The sequence below is a fragment of the Pseudomonas sp. S31 genome, from assembly GCF_016648105.1.
Lineage (GTDB): Bacteria > Pseudomonadota > Gammaproteobacteria > Pseudomonadales > Pseudomonadaceae > Aquipseudomonas.
In genome coordinates, this window is sequence record NZ_JACVVE010000001.1 from 60,537 (window position 1) to 80,495 (window position 19,959).

A 19,959-nucleotide genomic window follows, 5' to 3' on the forward strand; every position below is an offset into this window, starting at 1 on the left:
GGCTTCAGGACCGTTATGCAGGTGCTTCAACGACTGCCAGAGTGACGCTGCCGGTGGTTGTCCAGCCAGGCTTGCAAGGCCTCGGCAGGCATTGGCCGACCGAGCAGGAAGCCCTGGCCCTGGTCACAACCGGCATTGCGCAGAAAATCGTATTGTTCCTGGGTTTCGATGCCTTCGGCGGTGATGTGGTAGCCCAGGGCATGGCCAAGGTCGATGATCGCCCGGGCGATGGCCACCGCGTCGTCATCGCCCGGCAGGTCCTTGATGAACGCCCGGTCGATCTTCAAGTGGTCGATCGGCAAGGCGCGCAGGTAGGCCAGCGATGAATACCCGGTGCCGAAGTCGTCGACCGCCGTCGCCACACCCATCGCACGCAGTTGCGCCAGGGCGGCACAGGCCTGCTGCTGGCTTTCCATCAGCAGGCTCTCGGTGATTTCCACTTCCAGCAGGCTGGGGCTCAGGCCATGGCGTTCGAGGGCCACGGCCAGGCTCGAGACATAGTCGCTGCGCTCGATCTGCAAGGGCGCCACGTTGATCGCCAGCGGGCCCGGCAGGCAATCCTTGGCGCGCCAGGCGGCCAATTGCGCGCAGGCCAGTTCCAGCACCCGCTCCCCCAAAGGGATGATCAGACCGGTACGCTCGGCCAGCGGGATGAACTCACCAGGCGACACCAGGCCATGGTCCGGGTCGCGCCAGCGCAGCAGCGCCTCGACACCCTCCACGCGGCCACTGAACAGGTCGAGCTTGGGTTGGTACCACAGTTCGAATTCATTGTGCTGCAGCGCCCGGCGCAGGTTGCGTTCCAGCTCCAGGCGCTGCTGCAGGCGCTGGGTCATGTCCGGGTGGTACGGGCGCCAGGCGTTGCGCCCGCTTTCCTTGGCCACGTACATGGCGGTGTCGGCGTGACGCAGGAGGTTGACGACGTCTTCGCCGTGCTGTGGGCACCAGGCCAGGCCGATACTGCCGGTTACCAGCGCGGCGTTGCCGTTGAGGTCGAACGGCCGTCGCAAGCAGCTCAGCAGATGGCGCACCTGGTGGTTGATCTGACCATGGGTGCCCTGGAGCATGAACACGAATTCATCACCCCCCAGCCGACACACCCGGTCCGAGCTGTCGAGTTCCTGCAGGAAGCGCGCCGTGGCCTGCTGCAGCAACAGGTCGCCCATGGCATGGCCAAGGCTGTCGTTGACCTGCTTGAAGCCGTCGATATCGAGCATCAGCACGGCCAGGCCATGGCCGTGGGCGATGGCCTGGGTCAGCTGTTGCTGGAACAGTACCCGGTTCGGCAGGCCGGTGATGGTGTCGTAATGGGCCAGGCGCTCGAAGCGGGCCTGCGAGCGGCGCAGCTCGCGGTTGCCCTGCTGCAATTGGCGCTGCTTGCGGTTGAGCTGGGCGACGAACAGGCTGAACAGCCCAGTGCAGCCCAGGGCAAGCCAGAACAGCGACGAACCGAACAGGCTCAATACCGGCCAGCCGCCGCGCGGCTGCGCCACCATCTGCCAGACACCGCCGGGCACATCGACGCTGACCGTGGCGTGGGGCGATTCGAACAGACGGGGGTCGCCCCAGATCATGCCGCCTTGCGCGCCCTGGCCGTCGAGGCCCCGCACGGCCAACTCGAAATCGGTGTCGGGACGAAGGCCCGTTTCAAGCAACAAGCGGTCTACATCAGCGACAATCGATATGTTTCCCCAATAGAACAGCACGTTTCGCTTGCCGCTAACGAACACCGGCCGGCGACTGTTCCGGCAGTCGGCGATAGTCCAGGCCGATCAGGCCTTCGTTGCCTTGCAGGGGAAAGATATCGCGCACCACATCGTCCGGGGCCAAGGCGATGGTGCGCATGTACGACACCGAGCTCAGTGCATCCTCGGCCATGTTGCGAAAATGCTCGACACTGATCGCACCATCGACGGTGATCAACTGGGCGATCCCCTCCGCCTCGCCGAAGGCGGCGCGCAGCTGCGCCTCCAGGGCGCCACGCACACCCGCCAGACGTGCATCGACCTGGGCCAGCTGTTCGCTGTACCGGCGTTGCGTGTCCAGGTGCCCGAGGGCCAGCGACAAGCCGATGCCGGCCAAGGCGAACGTGACCGGCAGCAGGCGCTGGAACGAACGCCTCAGGCAGCCGGACGCCGCTGGCTGAGGGTCTGAATAGGGGGAATGGGGGCTGGTCATAGGCCTGCAGGTACTTGCGATTGCTCCTGTATCGGCGCAAGGCCAGCAATATTGAGCCAGACTGGTGTTTTTCTGCGGCTGAGCGCATGCTCGAAGCTGAATCGCTTCATCAGCCCACTCCTATGAGGTGCAGTCGCCATGGATCCAATGCTCGATTCGCTGTTTCCCAACGCCGATGCCATTCCTGAGCCCTGGCGCCTGGATGCGCCCATGGAGCAACGCGATTATCTGGTCGACGGCACCTTGCGGCGCTGGGACGGCCCGCTGGCCACGGTACGCAGCCCGGTGTGGCTCAAGCAGGCCGACGGCGAGCGCCAGGTCATCCTCGGCAGCGCCCCGCTGCTGGACGCCGACACCGCCCTGACCGCCCTGGACGCCGCCGTGCAGGCCTACGACAAAGGCCGCGGTGCCTGGCCAACGCTGCGCGTGGCCGAACGCATCCAGCACGTCGAGGCGTTCCTGGCGCGCATGCGCGAACAGCGCCAGGCCGTGGTGAAGCTACTGATGTGGGAGATCGGCAAGAACCTCAAGGACTCGGAAAAGGAATTCGACCGCACCTGCGACTACATCGTCGACACCATCAATGCACTCAAGGACCTCGACCGACGCTCCAGCCGCTTCGAGCTCGAGCAGGGCACCCTCGGCCAGATCCGTCGCGCGCCGCTGGGCGTGGCGCTGTGCATGGGGCCCTACAACTACCCGCTGAACGAGACCTTCACCACCTTGATCCCCGCGTTGATCATGGGCAACACGGTGGTGTTCAAGCCCGCCAAGTTCGGCGTGCTGCTGATCCGCCCGCTGCTCGAAGCGTTCCGCGACAGCTTCCCGCCGGGAGTGATCAACGTCATCTATGGTCGTGGTCGCGAAACCGTGAGCGCACTGATGGCCAGCGGCAAGGTCGATGTGTTCGCCTTCATCGGCACCCACAAGGCCGCCAGCGACCTCAAGAAGCTTCACCCACGCCCCCACCGGCTGCGCGCCGCGCTCGGCCTGGATGCCAAGAATCCAGGCATCGTGCTGCCCCAGGTCGACCTCGACAACGCGGTCGAGGAAGCGGTCACCGGCGCCCTGTCGTTCAATGGCCAGCGCTGCACTGCGTTGAAGATCCTGTTCGTCCATGAACAGGTGGTCGAGGCGTTCCTCGACAAGTTCCAGCGCAAGCTGGCCGCGCTCAAGCCCGGCATGCCCTGGGAGCCTGGCGTGGCGCTGACGCCGTTGCCCGAGGCCGGCAAGATCGACTACCTCGATGGCTTGGTGGCCGACGCCACCGCCAAGGGGGCGCGGGTGCTCAACCCTGGCGGTGGGCAGAGCCGCGGTTCGTTCTTCTACCCCGCCCTGCTCTATCCGGTGACCCGCGACATGCGCGTGTACCACGAGGAGCAGTTCGGCCCGGTGGTGCCGGTGGTGCCATACCGCGACCTGGAAACCGTGGTCGAGTACGTGCTCGACTCCGACTACGGCCAGCAGCTGAGCCTGTTCGGCAACGACCCGGCGACCATCGGCGCGCTGGTCGACACGTTCGCCAACCAGGTCGGCCGTATCAACATCAATGCCCAATGCCAGCGTGGGCCGGACACCTACCCGTTCAACGGGCGCAAGAACAGCGCCGAAGGCACGCTCTCGGTGCACGATGCGCTGCGCGTGTTCTCCATCCGTACCCTGGTCGCCACCCGCTTCCAGGAGGCCAACAAGACGCTGATCAGCGAGATCATCCGCAATCGCCAGTCGAGCTTCCTGACCACCGACTACATCTTCTGAGGACCCACGCGTTATAGGAATTCGTTCTAGCCAGCCTGTCGATTTTCCCGCCAGGCAGACGACTCTAAGCAACAGGGCGCCCTGCTTGCCTGCACCAGCGGGCGCCCCGTCGTATCCACCGCAAAGGAGAGTCGAACATGCCAGTCAAAGCCATCCCCGAAGGCCAGCGCAGCATCACCCCGTACCTGGCCATCCAAGACGCTGCCAAGGCCATCGAGTTCTACAAGCAGGCCTTCGGTGCCAGTGAAATGTTCCGCCTCGAAGGCCCGGACGGCCGGGTCGGCCACGCGGAACTGCGGATCGGCGACTCGTCGCTGATGCTGGCCGACCCTTGCGACAACATGGAAGGCGGCCTGACCGCCAGCCAGAAACTCGCCGGCGCCGCCGTCGGCCTGCATCTGTACGTCGAGGACTGCGACCAGGTCTACGCCCAGGCGCTCGCCGCCGGCGCCACCCAGCTGCGCCCGGTCACCGACCAGTTCTATGGCGATCGCAGCGGTACCTTGAAGGATCCGTTCGGCAACCTGTGGTTCGTCTCCACCCACAAGGAAGACCTCAGCCCGGACGAAATCCGCGCCCGCGCCGCCAAGCTGTTCGGCGGCCAGTGAATCGCACCGCTACCGTGCCACAGTGACCGGGCCACGTGCTTCGAGTTGAAAGCCGCGTCACTTTGCTTGAAGCTTGAGGCTCGTAGCTTGGAGCTGCCTTTACATGCGAATCATCGACAAGACCGCCGCGCAGGTGCGCAGCCTGACACCGGCAGAAGAAGCACTGCTGGTCGAGTTTGCCACCGGCAGCCTCAACGGCCCGCGCCTGTTGCAAGCCAACCAGTTGCTGATGAAGGTGCGCAGCGCCAACCAGTGGTTGGCCTGCGACTGCCGCAAGGATGCCTTGCCAGTGCTCAACGTGACCCTCAACGGCAGCACCGGCACGCTGTTTCTCAAGAACAACCCCGGGACCGCCGAACATGCACCCGGCTGCCCGTTCACCAAGGACGAGCGCGAGGCCGAGGAACGCGAAGCGCAACCGACGCCCCCCGCAGCCTGGTTGCCACCGGACACGCCGCTGCGCCTGATCGGGGATTTTCGCAAGGCCAGCGAGGGTACCGCCGAGGCTGGTGAGCGCCGCGAACAGCAACGCTTGCTGTCGCTGCTGCTGACCTGGATCGAGATCAGCGGCCTCAACCTGTACGCCACGCACCTGAAAAAGGACCTCACCGGGCAGTTCGCCGAACTGCGCAGCGTCGCCAGTCGCTACCCGCTGGTCGAACGCGTGCCGGCCGGCAATTACCTGGAAACGCGCCTGGACATGAAGCACATGATGATGCTCAAGGCCCGCCTGCGCGAGACTACGGCGTTCGGCAACCATCGCCGGCATGGCCTGCTGCTCGACTGTATCGACCAGGTCAAGGGCCGCAAGCTGCTGAACAACCGCAGCGCCGACGGCTTCGATTTCCAGGGCCACCATCTGTACTGGGGCGGCAGCCGGGCTTCAGGGCCGCTACTGGCGTTGGCGCTGTATTCCCCGACCAGCGCCGGCAGCCATTTCTATGAATTGATCCACGTGGCCAGCGTCCCGGTGCTGTCGCGGGCGCATCTGTTCCCGGTGTACCGCGACGAGGAGCGCGAACCGCTGAAGGCGCTGGTGTCGTTGATCGACTGGATGGCGGGTAAAGGGGTGAAGGTGCAGATGCGCCGACCGGTGATCGGCGGCCAGGTGATGGATGAACTGGTGTTGACCTCGGACCAGGACCGAGTCCTCTCGGTATCGCTGCTGGAACAGCCGATCGGACCGGAGCCCGATGCCGAGAATTTCAAGCGCTTTGCCGACTTCAAGAGCCTGGAGACCTTCCGCAAGTACGTGGCTGGCTTCTTCATGCGCGAGCGCTGACGGCCGGCCACGTTCACGCGCTCAGAAAGCGGCCTTGAAGGCAGACTCGGCAGCGCAGGCTTTCGCGGGTAAACCCGCTCCTACAGAGGAACTGCGTCACTCCTGTAGGAGCGGGTTTACCCGCGAAAGCCCCTCCGATCAGCCCAGGAACAACCGATACGCCGGATTCTCCGTCTCATCCCAATAGTCGTACCCCATCTCATCCAGCGCCTGCGGCAAGCTGGCCAGCTCGTCGTCAGGCACTTCCAGCGCCGCGAACACCCGCGCCACCGCCGCGCCATGGTTGCGGTAATGGAACAGGCTGATGTTCCAGCGCTTGCCCAACCGCTCCAGGAAGCCGAGCAAGGCCCCCGGCCGCTCGGGGAACTCGAAGCGCAGGACCCGCTCATTGGCCCCTGGCGCCGCATGACCGCCCACCGTATGCCGTACGTGCAGCTTGGCCAGTTCGTTGTCGGTCAGGTCGAGCACGCTGTAGCCCTGCCCCTCGAGGCTGGCCAGCAACTGCTGGCGCGGGTCCTGCACGGGGTGGGTCTGCACGCCGACGAACAGGCGCGCTTCCTTGCCGGGGTAATAGCGGTAGTTGAACTCGGTGATCTGGCGCTTGCCCAGGGCCTGGCAAAAGCTGCGAAAGCTCCCCGGCTGCTCGGGGATGGTCACGGCGATGATCGCCTCGCGCTGCTCGCCCAGCTCGGCACGCTCGGCGACATGGCGCAAGCGATCGAAGTTGATGTTGGCACCGGAATCGATGGCCACCAGGGTCTCGCCCTGCGCGCCTTCGCGGGCCACGTAGCGCTTGATGCCAGCCACCGCCAGCGCGCCGGAAGGCTCGGTGATCGAGCGGGTATCGTCATAGATGTGCTTGATCGCCGCGCACAGCTCGTCGCTGCTGACCGTGATCACCTCATCGACGAAGTGCCGGCACAGCTCGAAGCAGTGGGCACCGATCTGCGCCACGGCGACGCCGTCGGCGAACGTCCCGACCTGCGGCAGGATCACCCGCTCACCCGCAGCCATCGCTGCCTGCAGGCAGTTGGAGTCTTCCGGCTCGACGCCGATCACCTTGACCTCTGGGCGCAGGTACTTGACGTAGGCGGCGATCCCGGCGATCAGACCGCCACCGCCGACCGGCACGAAAATCGCGTCCAGCCGCCCTGGGTGCTGGCGCAGCACCTCCATGGCCACCGTGCCCTGCCCGGCGATCACGTCCGGGTCGTCATACGGCGGGACGAAGGTGGCGCCCTCGCTGTCGGCGAGTTTCAAGGCATGGGCCAGGGCATGCGGGAAGCTTTCGCCCTGCAGGACCACATGGCCACCGCGCGAACGTACGCCCTCGACCTTGAGCGAGGGCGTGGTAGTGGGCATGACGATGGTGGCCTTGATACCCAGGTGCGACGCGGCCATGGCCACGCCCTGGGCGTGGTTGCCGGCCGACGCGGTGACCACGCCGCGCTCGCGCTGGGCCTGGCTCAAGCGTGACAAGCGGGTATAAGCGCCGCGGATCTTGAAGGAGAACGTCGGCTGCAGGTCCTCGCGCTTGAGCAGTACCTGATTGCCGAGGCCGGCCGACAGCGCAGGTGCCAGCTGCAATGGGGTCTCGATGGCCAGGTCGTACACCGGCGCTGCGAGAATGCGCCGCACCTGCTCCGACAGCAGTTGCTGGGGGGTCGAGGCGGTACGTGGGCTGACACTGAGGTTGGTCATCGATGACTCCTGGCTGTTTTCGTGTTTGCCCAGGAGTCAGAGAGAAGAAACCCGCCTCCAGGGCGGGTTCGGTGCACGTACGCGCTAACCCGCCAAACTGATAATGGCGGTAATAATAATGGCGTGGACGTGCGGGAATGGATTCATGGAACGGGAAGTTATCCTGCCGCCAGGGCCCAAGTCAACACTTGGCTTGCTGGGCCGAGAGCGGCACGTCGAAGACCTTGTCGAAGCCCCACTGGAACACGAAGGCATAGACGAAGAAGAACGCGAACAACGCCAGGTTGGTGAGCAACGCCGCCCACAGGCTGATGTCCAGCCAGTACGCCACCAGCGGCAACAACAGCACCACCAGCCCGCCTTCGAAGCCCAGCGCGTGCAACAACCGGCGCAGGAACGTGCGCTCGCGCACGCGCTGGCGAGCCTCCCAACGCTCGAACGCCCAGTTGAAGCCCATGTTCCAGCTCATGGCCACGCCCGACATCAATACCGACAGCACCGTGGAGTGAGCCATGCCGGCGTCGAACATCAACGACAGCGCCGGGGCGACGCAGGCCACGGCGATGGCTTCGTAGAGAATGGCCTGGACGATCTTGCGGGCCTTGCCTTGCATGAGGGGCTCCTGTGCATGAGGAGCGCAAACGGTACGCCTGTCCGAAGGCCTGAGCAACCTTCGGCCTCTGGCGTCGGAAAGCCGACGTCAACAATCTGAACGGATTGGACAATCCGCCAGTCCACTGCTTGTATCTAACCCCTACGCTAGCAATGTAGATCTCGGACAGGGACCAGGACGAGGAGTACAGCATGCCCCATACCGTGATGATGGTCTTTGGCACCCGCCCCGAAGCGATCAAGATGGCTCCCTTGGCCCGGGTACTGCGTCAGTGGCCTGACATCGACCTGCACATCTGCTCCACCGGCCAACACCGCGAAATGCTCGAGCAGGTCCTTACGGCGTTCGGCCTGAGCGTGGACCAGGACCTCAAGGTCATGACCCAGAACCAGACCCTCAATGGCCTGGCCCGCGACCTGCTGGACAAGATCGACAGTGCCTACGAGCAGGTCCAGCCGGAAATCGTGCTGGTCCACGGCGACACCACCACCAGCTTCGTCGCCGCCCTCGCCGCCTTCCACCGGCACATCCCGATCGGCCACGTCGAGGCCGGCCTGCGCACCGGCAACCTGCAGCAGCCCTGGCCCGAAGAGGCCAACCGGCGCCTGACCGGGGTGCTGGCGGACCTGCACTTCACCCCCACCCGCGACTCGGACGCCAACCTCATCCGCGAAGGCGTGCCCCCCGAGCACATCGAGGTCACTGGCAACACCGTGATCGACGCCTTGCTGTGGATGCGCGACCACCTCGCCGAGCGCCAGTGGCGGCCTGACGCCGACTCGCCGTTGAGCGCGCTGCGCGAGGACCAGCGCATGGTCCTGATCACCGGCCACCGCCGGGAGAACTTCGGCCCCGGCTTCGAGCGCATCTGCCAAGCCCTCGCGCAACTGGCCGAACGCTACCCCGACGTGCAGTTCGTCTACCCCGTGCACCTCAACCCGCAGGTGCAGAAAGCGGTGTACGGCGTGCTGTCGAATCGCGACAACATTCACCTGATCGCTCCTCAGGACTACCCGCATTTCGTCTGGTTGATGGCCCGTGCCCACGTCATCCTCACCGACTCCGGTGGCGTCCAGGAGGAAGCGCCAGCCCTCGGCAAGCCTGTGCTGGTGCTGCGCAAGGTCACCGAGCGGCCGGCCGTGCTCAAAGGCGGCACGGTCAAGCTGGTGGGCACCCTGACCGAGCAGATCGTCAACGAAACCAGCCGCCTGCTCGACGACCCTGTCGCCTATGAACGCATGGCGCGGGTCTACACGCCGTTCGGCGATGGCACGGCCAGTGAAAAGATCGCCGAGCGGCTGAGCCGCTGGTTCGAGGAAACCGCTGCCCAGCGAGACGACGCATGAGCCTGGTCTTCATCGATTTCCTCACCTATGTCCTGTTCGGCCTGAAAATCCTGGCGATCATCCTCGCCACGCTGATGTTCCTGCTCGGCCTGGACGACCTGTTCATCGACCTCTGCTACTGGGGCCGCAAGCTGATCCGACGGTTTCGCATCTACGACAAGTACGAGCGCGCCGACGAGAAACGCCTCTATGAAATCGCTGAGAAGCCCCTGGCGATCATGGTCCCGGCCTGGAACGAGGTCGGCGTGGTCGGCGAGATGGCGCGCCTGGCCGCTTCGACCATCGATTACGAGAACTACCAGATCTTCGTCGGTACCTATCCCAACGACCCGCAGACCCAGGCCGACGTCGACGCCGTGTGCCTGCACTACCCCAACGTGCACAAGGTGGTGTGCGCCCGCCCCGGCCCCACCAGCAAGGCCGACTGCCTGAACAACATCATCGATGCCATCCTGCGTTTCCAGGAGGATGCCCGTATCCAGTTCGCCGGGTTCATCCTGCATGACGCCGAGGACGTCATCTCGCCCATGGAACTGCGGTTGTTCAACTACCTGCTGCCGGCCAAGGACATGATCCAGATCCCGGTGTACCCGTACGCCCCGGAATGGAAAGGCTTCACCGCCGGGCACTATGTGGACGAGTTCGCCGAAAACCACGGCAAGGACGTGATCGTGCGCGAAGCGCTGACCGGCCAGGTGCCCAGCGCCGGGGTCGGGACCTGCTTCAGCCGCCGCGCCATCGCCGCCCTGCTCGAGGACGGCGATGGCATCGCTTTCGACGTGCAGAGTCTCACCGAAGACTACGACATCGGTTTTCGCCTGAAGCAGAAAGGCATGAAATGCATCTTCGCCCGCTTCTCGATCACCGACCCGGCACTGGCGCTCAAGCAAGAATGGCGCTTGGGCATGAGCCGCTCGTTTTCCCAGGTGATCTGCGTGCGCGAGCACTTCCCACGGGACTGGCAGCACGCCATCCGGCAGAAGTCGCGGTGGATCGTCGGCATCGTGTTCCAGGGCACCAGCAACCTGGGCTGGAGCCGCAAGGGCGCGCTCAACTACTTCCTCTGGCGTGACCGCCGCGGGCTGTTCGCCTACCTGCTGAGCTTTCTCGTCAACCTGCTGCTGTTGGTGCTGCTGGCGATGTGGCTGGTCACCGCGATCGCACCGGATGCCTGGCACTTCATGTCGATCCTCGGCGACAGCTGGATACTTTCCACCCTGCTCTGGCTCAACGGCCTGATGCTGCTCAACCGCCTGTTCCAGCGTGGCTGGTTCGTGACCCGCTACTACGGCATCGGCGAGGGCCTGCTGTCGGCGCCACGGATGATGTGGAGCAACTTCGTCAACTTCTTCGCCAACCTGCGCGCCCTGCGCCAGGTCATGGAGATGGGCGACTCGCGCCGCGTGGCCTGGGACAAGACCACCCATGAGTTCCCCGCCCTCGCCGAACCGGCCCGCCAGCCCCTGGGCCAGCGCCTGGTGGCTCAGGGGCTGCTCGATGAAGACCAACTGCAGGAGGCCATCACCAGCCCGGTACGCCGGCGCCTGGGGCGTGAGCTGTTGCTGCGCGGCTGGCTGAACAGCGAGCAACTGGTCAAGGCCCTGGCCGAGCAGTTCGACCTGCCATGGGCGCCGCTGAACCCGTTCAAGCTCGACGCGCAGCTGATCGCCAAGCTGCCGCGGCGCCTGGCCTCGCACTATGGCGTGCTACCGGTGGATGAAGAAGGCGAGACGTTGATCCTCGCCAGCGAGAGCCCGGTCAGCCAGGTGTCCCTTGGGGTGATCAGTCGCCAGCTCAAACGCCCGGTGCGCGCCCGCCTGGCGCCCCAGGGCCGGGTCACGCTCGGCCTGCTGCAGCACTACCCGAGCCCCTGGCAGAAGCCGGAAACCCGGGCAATGCTCGACGTACTGCAACGCAACCAGGACGATCCCGAGTTGATCGAGCGCGTCTGCGCGCACCTGGTGATGCTCGGCACCCTGCTGCAAGTGCGCGGCATGGTGCCCGTGGCTTTGTTCAACCAGGCGCTGATGGACTTCGACCCCGAGTCGCAGACCCTCGGCGAACACCTGGTCGCACGCGGCATCATCACCGAGCAGGTACTGCAACACGCACTCGAAGAACAGGCCAGCGAGCAGCAGGCCGCCTACGACCTGACCCGGGAGGTGGCATGACGCGGCGCATTACCCTGACGTTCACCGGCCTGCTGTTGTGCTCCACCGCGCTGCCCACCTGGGCAGCGCCGATGACCGACTTCCAGCGCTTTACCAGCTACCCGTTCATGGAACGGGGTTTTCGCGAAGCCAAGAAGCAGAACTGGGCCGAGGTCGAACGCCTGACCCGTCACGTGCTCGGGCGAGTGCCCAACAACGATGAGGCCCGCGCGTTGCTGGTCGAGGCCCTGGCCGGTCAGCGTCGTTACCAGGAGGCCGAGGCCCAGGCCGCGCAGCTGCAAGCCAGCCCCGAACACGCCGATGCCCTGCTCGAGCTGCGCCTGGCCTGGATCGAGCAGGGTCCGCCCGCACAGGGCCAGGTGGACCAATGGCTGGCAGCCAGCGGCGGCAACCAGCGGGTGCGCCTGTGGCAGGCCTACAGCATCAGCCTGGCCAAGTCCGACGGTGCCGCCAAGGCCCTGGACTGGCTAAACCAGCTGCCGCCCCAGGGCGATGGCCGGGTGCTGCGGCTGGCGCGCGGCAATTTTGCCGAGCAGTTGCGCGACTGGAACGAAACCGTCGAGCAACTCGAGCCACTGGCTGCCAAGGGCCAGCTGCCGGCCGAAGACTGGCAGCGCCTGGCCAATGCCTACGTGCAGCAGGTCAATGAAGAAGGCCTGAACACGCTGCTGCCCAGCGCGCCCTCGCCCGAGGCGGCCAACCAGGCGCGCCTGGCCATGGCCAACCGCGCCATCGCCGTCGACCATGACCAGCAGGCCAAGCGCTGGCTGCAGTCCCTACCGAAGGAGCAACTCGACCAGCCTCAGCAACGCCAGCAATTGTGGGAACTGGCCCGGCAGAGCGGCGACGCGCCGCTGGTACGGCAATTGAGCAACGACCTGCAACGCCCGTGCCTGGAGACCGTCGACTGGCTGTCGCAACACGACCCGGACCTGGCCCGGACTCAATTCAAGGATTGCGCGCCCAGCGCCGATGCCCGGACCTACGCCGTGCTCAAGCAACGCCTGTATGGCGACCCGCCGCAGCCCCCCCAACCGCGCACCGCTGGCGAGTGGGAGGCGCGCTATCGCCAGACCGGCGATCTTGCAGCCCTCGAACAGGCCAGCTACCTGCTGTTGCGAAACGGCCAGGAAGGTCATGCCCTGCAGCTGCTGGAGCAGGCCTACGACCGCCGCCAAGGTCGCCTGAGCCCTTCCCTGCTGCAGCGTCTGGGCAACCTCTACGCGCGCGACGATGGCCCACTGTCCACTCCGCGCATGCTCAGCCTGATCCCCCGGGTCGATGCCCCTACTCGCGGGCAACTGCTCGGCCGCCTGGCCGAAACCGGGCAATGCCAGGCGGTGCGCCACGCAGTACCGGCCAACCCCAGCGAGGCCGGCCAATACCGTGCCCTGGGCCGCTGTGCCATGCCTGACCAGCCCGGTGAAGCCGTGGTCTACTACCAGGCCGCCGAGCGCCTGGATCCAGGCGCCAGCCGCTTGCCTCTGGCCTACTCACTGGAAGCGGCCGGCGACTCCGAAGCAGCGCTGCCGATCTGGCGCAGCCTGCCGCCTGACGCCTGGACCGACAACGCCCGCCTGACTGCCGCCAGCGGCGCGCTCAACGCCGGTGACGCCGACGCTGCGCGCCGCTACTGGGACGCCGCGGCCCACCACAGTGCCGACGATTGGGCCCTGGGCGCCGCCATCGCCCAACGCCAGGGCGACCTGCCAGCCGCCCTGGACATGCAGCGCCAGGCCCTGGCCCACAACCCACGCGCCGACCACTACTACGCAGCGGCCAACACAGCGCAAATGGCCGGCGACACCGCCCAGAGCACCGCCTGGATGGCCGAGGCGGTGCGCCTGGCACCCGACCAGCCGCGTTACCGCGCCGACTACGGCATGCGCCTGGCGGGTTCGGCCGAACCCGCCCAGCGACGCCAGTCGATCCCCTACCTTGAGCGCGCCACCCACGACTTTCCCGAGGACTATCGGCTGGGCGAAACCCTGGCCCTGCGCTATGACGAAGTCGAGGACAGCGCCGCGGCGCGCCGCGAACTGCGCCGGGTGATCGACGTCGAGCAGGATCTGGTCGACGGCGATGACGAGTACGGCAGCCTGGAAGCCCGCAAGTACCGTCAGCGGCGCGCCCACGAAGCCCTGTCGCGACGCGACACCATCACCCTGGCCAGCACCTGGTCTCCGGCCGGCACCTCGACCAACGACCGCTTCCTCGACAATGGCGTGCGCAGCGGCAGTGACCGCCGGGCCCAGTCACAGAACGTGCAGCTGGCCATGTGGGACCACGCCCTCGGCGAAGAGCCCAGCCGCAACGGCCGTACCCTCTCGGTCTACGGTCGGGTGCTGTTCGGCGGCCAGAGCCGCACCGACTACGCGCAGAGCATGGGCACCGGCATCGGCCTGCGCTACAAGCCCTTCGGCCAGGCCAACCTCAACCTCTACGCCGAGCTCTACCACCAGCGGCAGATCGACAGCGAGCACGACAACGGCTTGAGCCTGGGCGAGTTGCTCAGCCCGAGCAAGGTCGGCGACAACTGGGGCGACCTGCGCAGCCATGCCGAATCGAGCAACGACCTGTTGCTGCGCGCCACCGCCTCGTTCCTCGACCAGGGTGATTGGCGCAATGACTGGCGCATCGACGAAGATGACTGGAACGAGCGCTTCCTCTACCTGGACGCCGCCTGGTGGACCCGCGCTGGCGACCATGCCTGGTTGTCGCGCTACCAGCAGGGCCATGCCTGGAAGCTCCCCGGCAACTCGCCACAGACCATCATGCCCTACGGCTTCCTCGAGTTTTCCGCCCAGGACCCGAGCAACGACTGGCGCGAGGACGCCCGGGCCGGGGTTGGCGTGCGCTGGCAATGGTGGTTCGACGACGATCGCTACAACGCCTACCGCGGCTCGCTGAAAGTGCGCGCCGAATACCAGCAGTCGCTGGGTGGCAATCTCTATGAGCGCGCCAACGGCGTGCTGGTGGGTGCGGAGCTGACCTTCTGATGCGTACGATCCTGGCAATCCTCCTGCTCGCCTTCGGCCTCCCCGCCGTGGCCGACCAGCGGCTGTTCTATCAACCGCTGAACAGCGACGCCGCAGTCACCCCGGCGCAATGGCAACAGCTATGGCGCGCCACCGCAGCCCAGGGGGGCAAGACCCTGATCGTGCAGTGGAGCGCGTACGGTGACAGTGACTTCGGCGGCGCCCACGGCTGGCTCGCCGACAGCCTGCGCGCCGCGCGTGCCGAGGGCCTGGAGCTGGTACTCGGGCTGTACATGGACCCGGCCTATTACCAACGCATCGAGGAGCTCGACGACGATGGCCTGAGCAACTATTGGAAGGCCCAGTTGGGGCGCTCGTTCGCGCAATACCAGACGGTGCGCAAGGACTGGGACCTGGCGGTGAGCGGCTGGTACCTGCCCCTGGAACTCGACGATTGGCACTTTCGCCAACCCTCGCGGCGCGAGGCCCTGCAGCGCCAGTTGCAGGCCTTCAACCGACAGCTGGACAAGCCGCTGCACATCAGTGCCTTCAGCGCCGGCAAGCTGGCTCCTCGGGTCAATGCCCAGTGGCTCGAGCAGTTGGCCGGCCTGGGGCTGAAGGTCTGGTGGCAGGACGGTGCCGGTACCGGACGCCTGCCACCGTTGGTCCGCCAGGGCTACGAGCAGGCCTTGCCGTGCCAGGTGGGCGTAGTGCGCGAGGCGTTCCGCCAGGTCAGCGCGCCGGGCCAGCCGTTCCGTGCCGAACCTGCGCAACCGCAGCTCACTGGCGGCTGTCACGCCGAGGCGGTGTTCGCCTTGCGCTATCGTTCATGGACGCAGGGCATTCTGCGGCGCGATTGACCAGCCGGAGTTCCCCATGTTCAAGACCATCGAAGCCCATGTGCGCAGGCAGGTCGCCCCGGCAGCCCTGCGCGCGGAATTCCGCCAGCATGAGTTCGAGGCGTTGCGCCCGTTCTGCCTGCTGATCTTCTGCGTCAGCATCGGGATCTGGCTGGTGTTCGACCTGATCGTCAGCTTCCTCGGCGGTCAGGAATTCACCTGGCGCTCGTGGCTGTTCCTGAGCTTGCTCGGCTGCCTCACCGTCGTGCTGCGCTTCACCCGCCGCAGCCATCACTTCGACGTGCTCAACCTGCTGTTCGTGGCCGTCATCACCTTGGGCATGCGCCTGGTCATCGAGGGCATCCCGATCCAGCTGCGCCCGGTGTGGCTGGTACTGGGGGTATCGATCGTACTCTATGCGGTGTCGGTACTGCCGGTGCGGCGCTGGTCGTTCTTCAGCGCACTGGCGATCAGCTGGTCGCTGCTCAACCCGTTCTACCACACGCGGATCGACATCGATGACCTCGAAGGCACGATGCTGCTGGCCTACGCGGTGTTCCTCAGCGGCCTGGTGATCTACAGCTACTTGCAGATGCGCCGGGCCAAGCTGCACAACTTCTACCTGTCCAAGGTGCTGCTCGACCAGGCCTACATCGACGCGCTCACCGAGATCCCCAACCGCCGCGCCTTCATGGCCAAGGCCGAACGGCAGATGCGCAGCTTCGATCCGGGGCAATACCTGGCGATGATCGATATCGACAACTTCAAGCAGGTCAACGACCGTTTCGGCCACGATGTCGGCGATGTCGTGCTCAAGCGCGTGGCCATGCATATCAAGGCGGCGATGGAACACCACGAATTTGCCCGCCTGGGCGGCGAGGAGTTCGCCATCTTCTTCGAGGGCATGGCCGAATCTGCCGCAGAACGTGAAGTGCAAGCCCTGTGCAAGCGGGTACGCGAAGACCTCGGCGAACCCCCGGTGACCATCAGCATCGGCCTGGCCAGGGTGATCCAGGGCGACAGCCTCAGCGCGGCGTTGACGCGCGCGGACCAGGCGCTCTACAGCGCCAAGCACAGTGGCAAGGACCGCTTCGTGTTGTGGGTGGCGCCCTAGGCTGCCGGCAAGCGGATCGTGAACCGCGCGCCACCGAGCGCCGACTGGGCCACCGTCAGCGCGCCGCCCTGCCCCTCGATGGCACGACGGCTGATCGCCAGGCCCAGGCCAAAACCACCGGTGCTTCTATCACGGCTGCGGTCCAGGCGGTAGAACGGCTGGAAGATACGTTCGCGCTCCTGGGCCGGAATGCCGATGCCATCGTCCTCCACCGTCAGCAGGCAGGCGCCGTCCGGGTCCAGGCTCAGGCGCAGCAGCAGGCTCTGGTCGCAGTAGCGCATGGCGTTACGCACCAGGTTCTGCACCGCACGGGCGGTCAGCCTGGGGTCGAGCACGAAGCGCGGCAGCTCGCTTTCAGCGCGCACTTCCCAATGAATGCTACGGCTGTCGAGCTCCTCGGCGAAGCCGCCGAGCACGCTGTCGACCAGCTCGAGCAGCGACACCTCGACCCGCTCACGGGCCTGGTCGGCGTTGTACAGGCGGCTGTAAGACAACAGCTCCAGGACCAGTTCGTCCAGCTCGCGCACATGGCCGACCAGCTCCAGCAGGCGCTTGCGGCTGGACGGCGGCACTTCGTCGAACAGTAGCACCAAGCCGAAATCCAGGCGCGTGAGTGGCGTGCGCAGCTCGTGGGAGACCGCGTCGAGCAGCTCGCGCTGCTGGTTGACGTGGCGCTCCAGGTCGCCAGCCATGGTGTCGAACACGCCGGCCAACTCGCCGATGTTGGAATGCGGGGAAATCTGCGTGCGCTCGGCCATCTGCCCCTGGCCCAGGCGCCGCGCGGTCTCTTTCAGCCGCTCCAGGTCGCGCCAGTGTGGCCACAGCCAAAGCAGCAGGCAACCGAGCATGGCAGCGCCGATCAGCACGGTCACCCCCCACGACAACAGGTTGATGTCCAGCGGGTCGGGGGGCGCATGCAAGCGCACCATCCAGCCGTCGCCCAGCGGCGCCAGCACGGTTTCGTAGTAACCCCACTCGGCGATGCGCACAGCGTGCAGGCCCTGCTCCAGGCGTGCTTTTTCCTGGGCGCTCAGCCCGGCCTGGTCGATGCGCAGCAGCTTGACTTCGAGCGGCGCGAAGGTTTGCGCCAGCTCCTGCTCCACCGCCGGCCAACGCTCGTGCGGGGTCTGCTGGAACTGGCGCACGATCAGCGCCTGCACGCCCTTGGCCTGGTCCAGGTTGTAGGCGGTGTAGCGCTCGTGGAAGAGCCCGACGATGGCCTGGGGAATGAGCAGGATGGCGCCGGCATAGGCGACGATGATCACCAGGTACAGGCGCACCAGAAGTTTCAGCATGGCCCCTCAGCACTCCCACTCGACGCGGCTGAACAGGTAGCCCTTGCCCCATACGGTCTTGATCTTGCGCGCTTCGCCGGCATGGTCGTCGAACTTGCGCCGCAGCTTGGAGATCGCCACGTCCACCGAGCGGTCGGTGCCATTGAACTCGATGCCGCGCAGTTGCTGGAGGATGCGGTCGCGGCTGAGCACCTCGCCGGCATTGCGCGCCAGCACCACCAGCAGGTTGTACTCGCCGCTGGACAGTTCCACCTCCTCGCCACGCCAGCGCACCAGGCGCTCGGCCAGGTCGATGCGCAGCCCGCCGATGAGGATCTGCTCGCTATCCAGGCGCGGCTCGTTGACACTGCTGCGGCGCAGCAGAGTGCGGACGCGGGCCAGCAATACTCGCGGTTCGCAGGGCTTGGTGACGTAGTCGTCGGCGCCCATCTCCAGGCCCAGCACCTGGTCATGGCTGTCGTCACGGGCGGTCAGCATCAGAATCGGCACGCTGTGCGAGGCCTGGCGCAGCAGGCGGCAGACCTGCAGGCCGTCCATGCCCGGAAGCATCAGGTCGAGAATCACCAGGTCGGGCTTGTCCTGGCGGAACGCGTCCAGCACGTGGTCGCCACGGGCGATCACCCGGACATGGAAATCATTGCGTTGCAGGTAGCTGGCGATCAGCTCGCAGAGCGCGCTGTCGTCTTCGACCAGGAGGATATTGGGCATGGTGGCATGGCTGGCATTGGGGAGAAATCGCCCGGCGATCAGGCGGGCACAGACACCGCAGAATATAGAACCCTGCGACGCCACAGGACCATTCTTCACACTTTTTCACACACATCCTACAGGTGGTAACAGCCACCCGGGGCAGGCTTGCCTTAGCATAGCTGCGGTCATCATCGGAAGATCCGCATGCCTATCATTCGCCCCGCCCGCCTGCGCCACCTGGCGCTCATGGCGCTCTTCACCCTGCCCCTCGCCGGTTGCGACGACGCTGGCGAGGAGGAACGACAACCCACGCCCCAGGTCAGGGTCGAAACCCTGCAGTTGCAGCCGCTGGCCATCAGCACCGAGCTCAGCGGCCGCCTGCTCGCGCCGCGTACCGCCGAGGTCCGCGCGCGCGTGGCCGGGGTGGTGCTCAAGCGCGTGTACCGTGAAGGCAGCGACGTCAAGCAAGGCGACGTGCTGTTTCTCATCGACCCGGCGCCGTTCAAGGCCGATCACGACAGCGCCCGCGCCACCCTGGCCAAGGCCGAGGCCAACCGCTACCAGGCGCGGCTGCAGGAGCAACGCTACCGCCAGCTGGTCGACGACAAGGCCGTCAGCCGCCAGGAGTACGACAACGCCCGTGCCACCTTCCTTCAGGCCGAGGCCGAAGTGGCTGCAGCCAAGGCGGCGCTCGAACGTGCCCGGCTGAACCTGGGCTACGCCACGGTCACGGCGCCAATCTCCGGGCGCATTGGCCGTGCCCAGGTCACCGAGGGGGCTCTGGTCGGGCAGAACGAAAGCACACCGCTGGCGACCATCCAGCAGCTCGACCCGATCCACGCCGACGTCACCCAGTCGACCCGCGAACTCACAGCTCTGCGCCGCGCGCTGCGCGCCGGCGAGCTCGACCAGGTGGGCGACGGCCAGGCCCGGGCGACCCTGGTCCAGGACGACGGCAGCGCCTACCCGCTACCGGGCAAGCTGTTGTTCTCCGACATCAGCGTCGACCCCAGCACCAACCAGATCACCCTGCGCAGCGAGTTTCCCAACCCCGACCTCGACCTGCTGCCCGGCAGCTACGTGCGCGTGCGCCTCGAGCAGGCAGTGCAGCCCAAGGGCATCAGCGTGCCGCAACGGGCGATCCTGCGCGACAGCGCGGGTGTGCCGAAGGTGCTGGTGGTCGATGACCAGGCCCGCGTCAGCGAACGTCAGGTGGTGCTGGGCAGCGCCCAGGGTGACCGCTGGCGGGTGACCGAGGGCCTGGCCGCAGGCGAGCGCGTGGTGATCGAAGGCCTGCAGCACGTCAAGGCCGGTGACCAGGTGCAGGTCGATGCGGCGACGGCCGCGCAGCCCGTCGCCCAGCGCAACGCCCCGTGAGGACCTGAC

The 19,959-nt window shown here is 66.2% G+C and carries 15 protein-coding genes; 9 read left to right on the forward strand and 6 right to left on the reverse strand.

Features of this window, described 5'->3' with window-relative positions:
• Window positions 1-26 precede the first annotated feature (26 nt).
• Window positions 27-1,658: a putative bifunctional diguanylate cyclase/phosphodiesterase gene (locus tag IAE37_RS00275; RefSeq protein ID WP_236409709.1), complete on the reverse strand. Its 1,632-nt coding sequence runs from the start codon at window positions 1,656-1,658 to the stop codon at window positions 27-29.
• Between the two features lie 61 nt (window positions 1,659-1,719).
• Window positions 1,720-2,178 carry a hypothetical protein gene (locus IAE37_RS00280; protein WP_201167058.1) on the reverse strand — a complete coding sequence of 153 codons (459 nt, stop codon included), beginning with the start codon at window positions 2,176-2,178 and terminating at the stop codon, window positions 1,720-1,722.
• A 138-nt stretch (window positions 2,179-2,316) separates the two neighbouring features.
• On the opposite strand from IAE37_RS00280, the gene IAE37_RS00285 reads away from it, so the two are divergent.
• The 3 genes from IAE37_RS00285 to IAE37_RS00295 all read left to right on the forward strand — a co-directional run bounded on the left by IAE37_RS00285 (window position 2,317) and on the right by IAE37_RS00295 (window position 5,826).
• Window positions 2,317-3,936, forward strand: coding sequence for an NADP-dependent glyceraldehyde-3-phosphate dehydrogenase (locus IAE37_RS00285; RefSeq protein WP_201167061.1), 1,620 nt, complete (start codon window positions 2,317-2,319; stop codon window positions 3,934-3,936).
• A gap of 137 nt (window positions 3,937-4,073) precedes the next feature.
• Window positions 4,074-4,544, forward strand: a complete 471-nt coding sequence (locus IAE37_RS00290; protein ID WP_201167064.1) for a VOC family protein — start codon at window positions 4,074-4,076, stop codon at window positions 4,542-4,544.
• A gap of 103 nt (window positions 4,545-4,647) precedes the next feature.
• The gene (locus IAE37_RS00295; RefSeq protein WP_201167066.1) at window positions 4,648-5,826 is read left to right on the forward strand and encodes a hypothetical protein; all 1,179 of its coding nucleotides are present in this window, start codon (window positions 4,648-4,650) and stop codon (window positions 5,824-5,826) included.
• 138 nt (window positions 5,827-5,964) lie between these two features.
• On the opposite strand, the gene ilvA is transcribed toward IAE37_RS00295, so the two are convergent.
• Window positions 5,965-7,527: a threonine ammonia-lyase, biosynthetic gene (gene ilvA, locus IAE37_RS00300; RefSeq protein WP_201167068.1), complete on the reverse strand. Its 1,563-nt coding sequence runs from the start codon at window positions 7,525-7,527 to the stop codon at window positions 5,965-5,967.
• Between the two features lie 181 nt (window positions 7,528-7,708).
• Entirely contained in the window at window positions 7,709-8,140 is a 432-nt protein-coding gene (locus IAE37_RS00305) for a PACE efflux transporter (protein WP_201167084.1), read from the reverse strand.
• A gap of 191 nt (window positions 8,141-8,331) precedes the next feature.
• On the opposite strand from IAE37_RS00305, the gene wecB reads away from it, so the two are divergent.
• Genes wecB through IAE37_RS00330 form a run of 5 tightly spaced genes read left to right on the forward strand, consistent with a single transcriptional unit; the run spans window position 8,332 to window position 16,588 of the window.
• Window positions 8,332-9,486 carry a non-hydrolyzing UDP-N-acetylglucosamine 2-epimerase gene (gene wecB, locus IAE37_RS00310; protein ID WP_201167087.1) on the forward strand — a complete coding sequence of 385 codons (1,155 nt, stop codon included), beginning with the start codon at window positions 8,332-8,334 and terminating at the stop codon, window positions 9,484-9,486.
• On the forward strand, window positions 9,483-11,657 hold the full coding sequence (gene nfrB / locus IAE37_RS00315) for a cyclic di-3',5'-guanylate-activated glycosyltransferase NfrB (RefSeq protein WP_201167090.1): 2,175 nt from the start codon (window positions 9,483-9,485) through the stop codon (window positions 11,655-11,657). Before wecB ends, nfrB begins: the two co-directional genes overlap by 4 nt.
• The gene (locus tag IAE37_RS00320) at window positions 11,654-14,656 is read left to right on the forward strand and encodes a phage receptor (protein ID WP_201167094.1); all 3,003 of its coding nucleotides are present in this window, start codon (window positions 11,654-11,656) and stop codon (window positions 14,654-14,656) included. Before nfrB ends, IAE37_RS00320 begins: the two co-directional genes overlap by 4 nt.
• Entirely contained in the window at window positions 14,656-15,495 is an 840-nt protein-coding gene (locus tag IAE37_RS00325) for a DUF4434 family protein (RefSeq protein WP_201167096.1), read from the forward strand. The genes IAE37_RS00320 and IAE37_RS00325 overlap by 1 nt, the downstream gene beginning before the upstream one ends.
• Window positions 15,496-15,511: 16 nt before the next feature.
• Window positions 15,512-16,588 (forward strand): GGDEF domain-containing protein, encoded by a 1,077-nt coding sequence (locus tag IAE37_RS00330; RefSeq protein ID WP_201167099.1) that lies wholly within the window; start codon window positions 15,512-15,514, stop codon window positions 16,586-16,588.
• Here the strand turns inward: IAE37_RS00330 and IAE37_RS00335 are convergent.
• On the reverse strand, window positions 16,585-17,883 hold the full coding sequence (locus tag IAE37_RS00335; protein WP_201167102.1) for an ATP-binding protein: 1,299 nt from the start codon (window positions 17,881-17,883) through the stop codon (window positions 16,585-16,587). The genes IAE37_RS00330 and IAE37_RS00335 overlap by 4 nt on opposite strands.
• Window positions 17,884-17,889: 6 nt before the next feature.
• Window positions 17,890-18,591 carry a response regulator transcription factor gene (locus IAE37_RS00340; RefSeq protein ID WP_201167105.1) on the reverse strand — a complete coding sequence of 234 codons (702 nt, stop codon included), beginning with the start codon at window positions 18,589-18,591 and terminating at the stop codon, window positions 17,890-17,892.
• A 186-nt stretch (window positions 18,592-18,777) separates the two neighbouring features.
• On the opposite strand from IAE37_RS00340, the gene IAE37_RS00345 reads away from it, so the two are divergent.
• Window positions 18,778-19,950 (forward strand): efflux RND transporter periplasmic adaptor subunit, encoded by a 1,173-nt coding sequence (locus IAE37_RS00345; protein ID WP_201167108.1) that lies wholly within the window; start codon window positions 18,778-18,780, stop codon window positions 19,948-19,950.
• Window positions 19,951-19,959 lie beyond the last annotated feature (9 nt).

Coding starts and splice junctions, on each gene's coding strand:
- IAE37_RS00280 (WP_201167058.1), bottom strand. CDS start 2,178: ATGACCAGCCCCCATTCCCCCTATTCAGACCCTCAGCCAGCGGCGTCC.
- IAE37_RS00285 (WP_201167061.1), top strand. CDS start 2,317: ATGGATCCAATGCTCGATTCGCTGTTTCCCAACGCCGATGCCATTCCT.
- IAE37_RS00290 (WP_201167064.1), top strand. CDS start 4,074: ATGCCAGTCAAAGCCATCCCCGAAGGCCAGCGCAGCATCACCCCGTAC.
- IAE37_RS00295 (WP_201167066.1), top strand. CDS start 4,648: ATGCGAATCATCGACAAGACCGCCGCGCAGGTGCGCAGCCTGACACCG.
- ilvA (WP_201167068.1), bottom strand. CDS start 7,527: ATGACCAACCTCAGTGTCAGCCCACGTACCGCCTCGACCCCCCAGCAA.
- IAE37_RS00305 (WP_201167084.1), bottom strand. CDS start 8,140: ATGCAAGGCAAGGCCCGCAAGATCGTCCAGGCCATTCTCTACGAAGCC.
- wecB (WP_201167087.1), top strand. CDS start 8,332: ATGCCCCATACCGTGATGATGGTCTTTGGCACCCGCCCCGAAGCGATC.
- nfrB (WP_201167090.1), top strand. CDS start 9,483: ATGAGCCTGGTCTTCATCGATTTCCTCACCTATGTCCTGTTCGGCCTG.
- IAE37_RS00320 (WP_201167094.1), top strand. CDS start 11,654: ATGACGCGGCGCATTACCCTGACGTTCACCGGCCTGCTGTTGTGCTCC.
- IAE37_RS00325 (WP_201167096.1), top strand. CDS start 14,656: ATGCGTACGATCCTGGCAATCCTCCTGCTCGCCTTCGGCCTCCCCGCC.
- IAE37_RS00330 (WP_201167099.1), top strand. CDS start 15,512: ATGTTCAAGACCATCGAAGCCCATGTGCGCAGGCAGGTCGCCCCGGCA.
- IAE37_RS00335 (WP_201167102.1), bottom strand. CDS start 17,883: ATGCTGAAACTTCTGGTGCGCCTGTACCTGGTGATCATCGTCGCCTAT.
- IAE37_RS00340 (WP_201167105.1), bottom strand. CDS start 18,591: ATGCCCAATATCCTCCTGGTCGAAGACGACAGCGCGCTCTGCGAGCTG.
- IAE37_RS00345 (WP_201167108.1), top strand. CDS start 18,778: ATGCCTATCATTCGCCCCGCCCGCCTGCGCCACCTGGCGCTCATGGCG.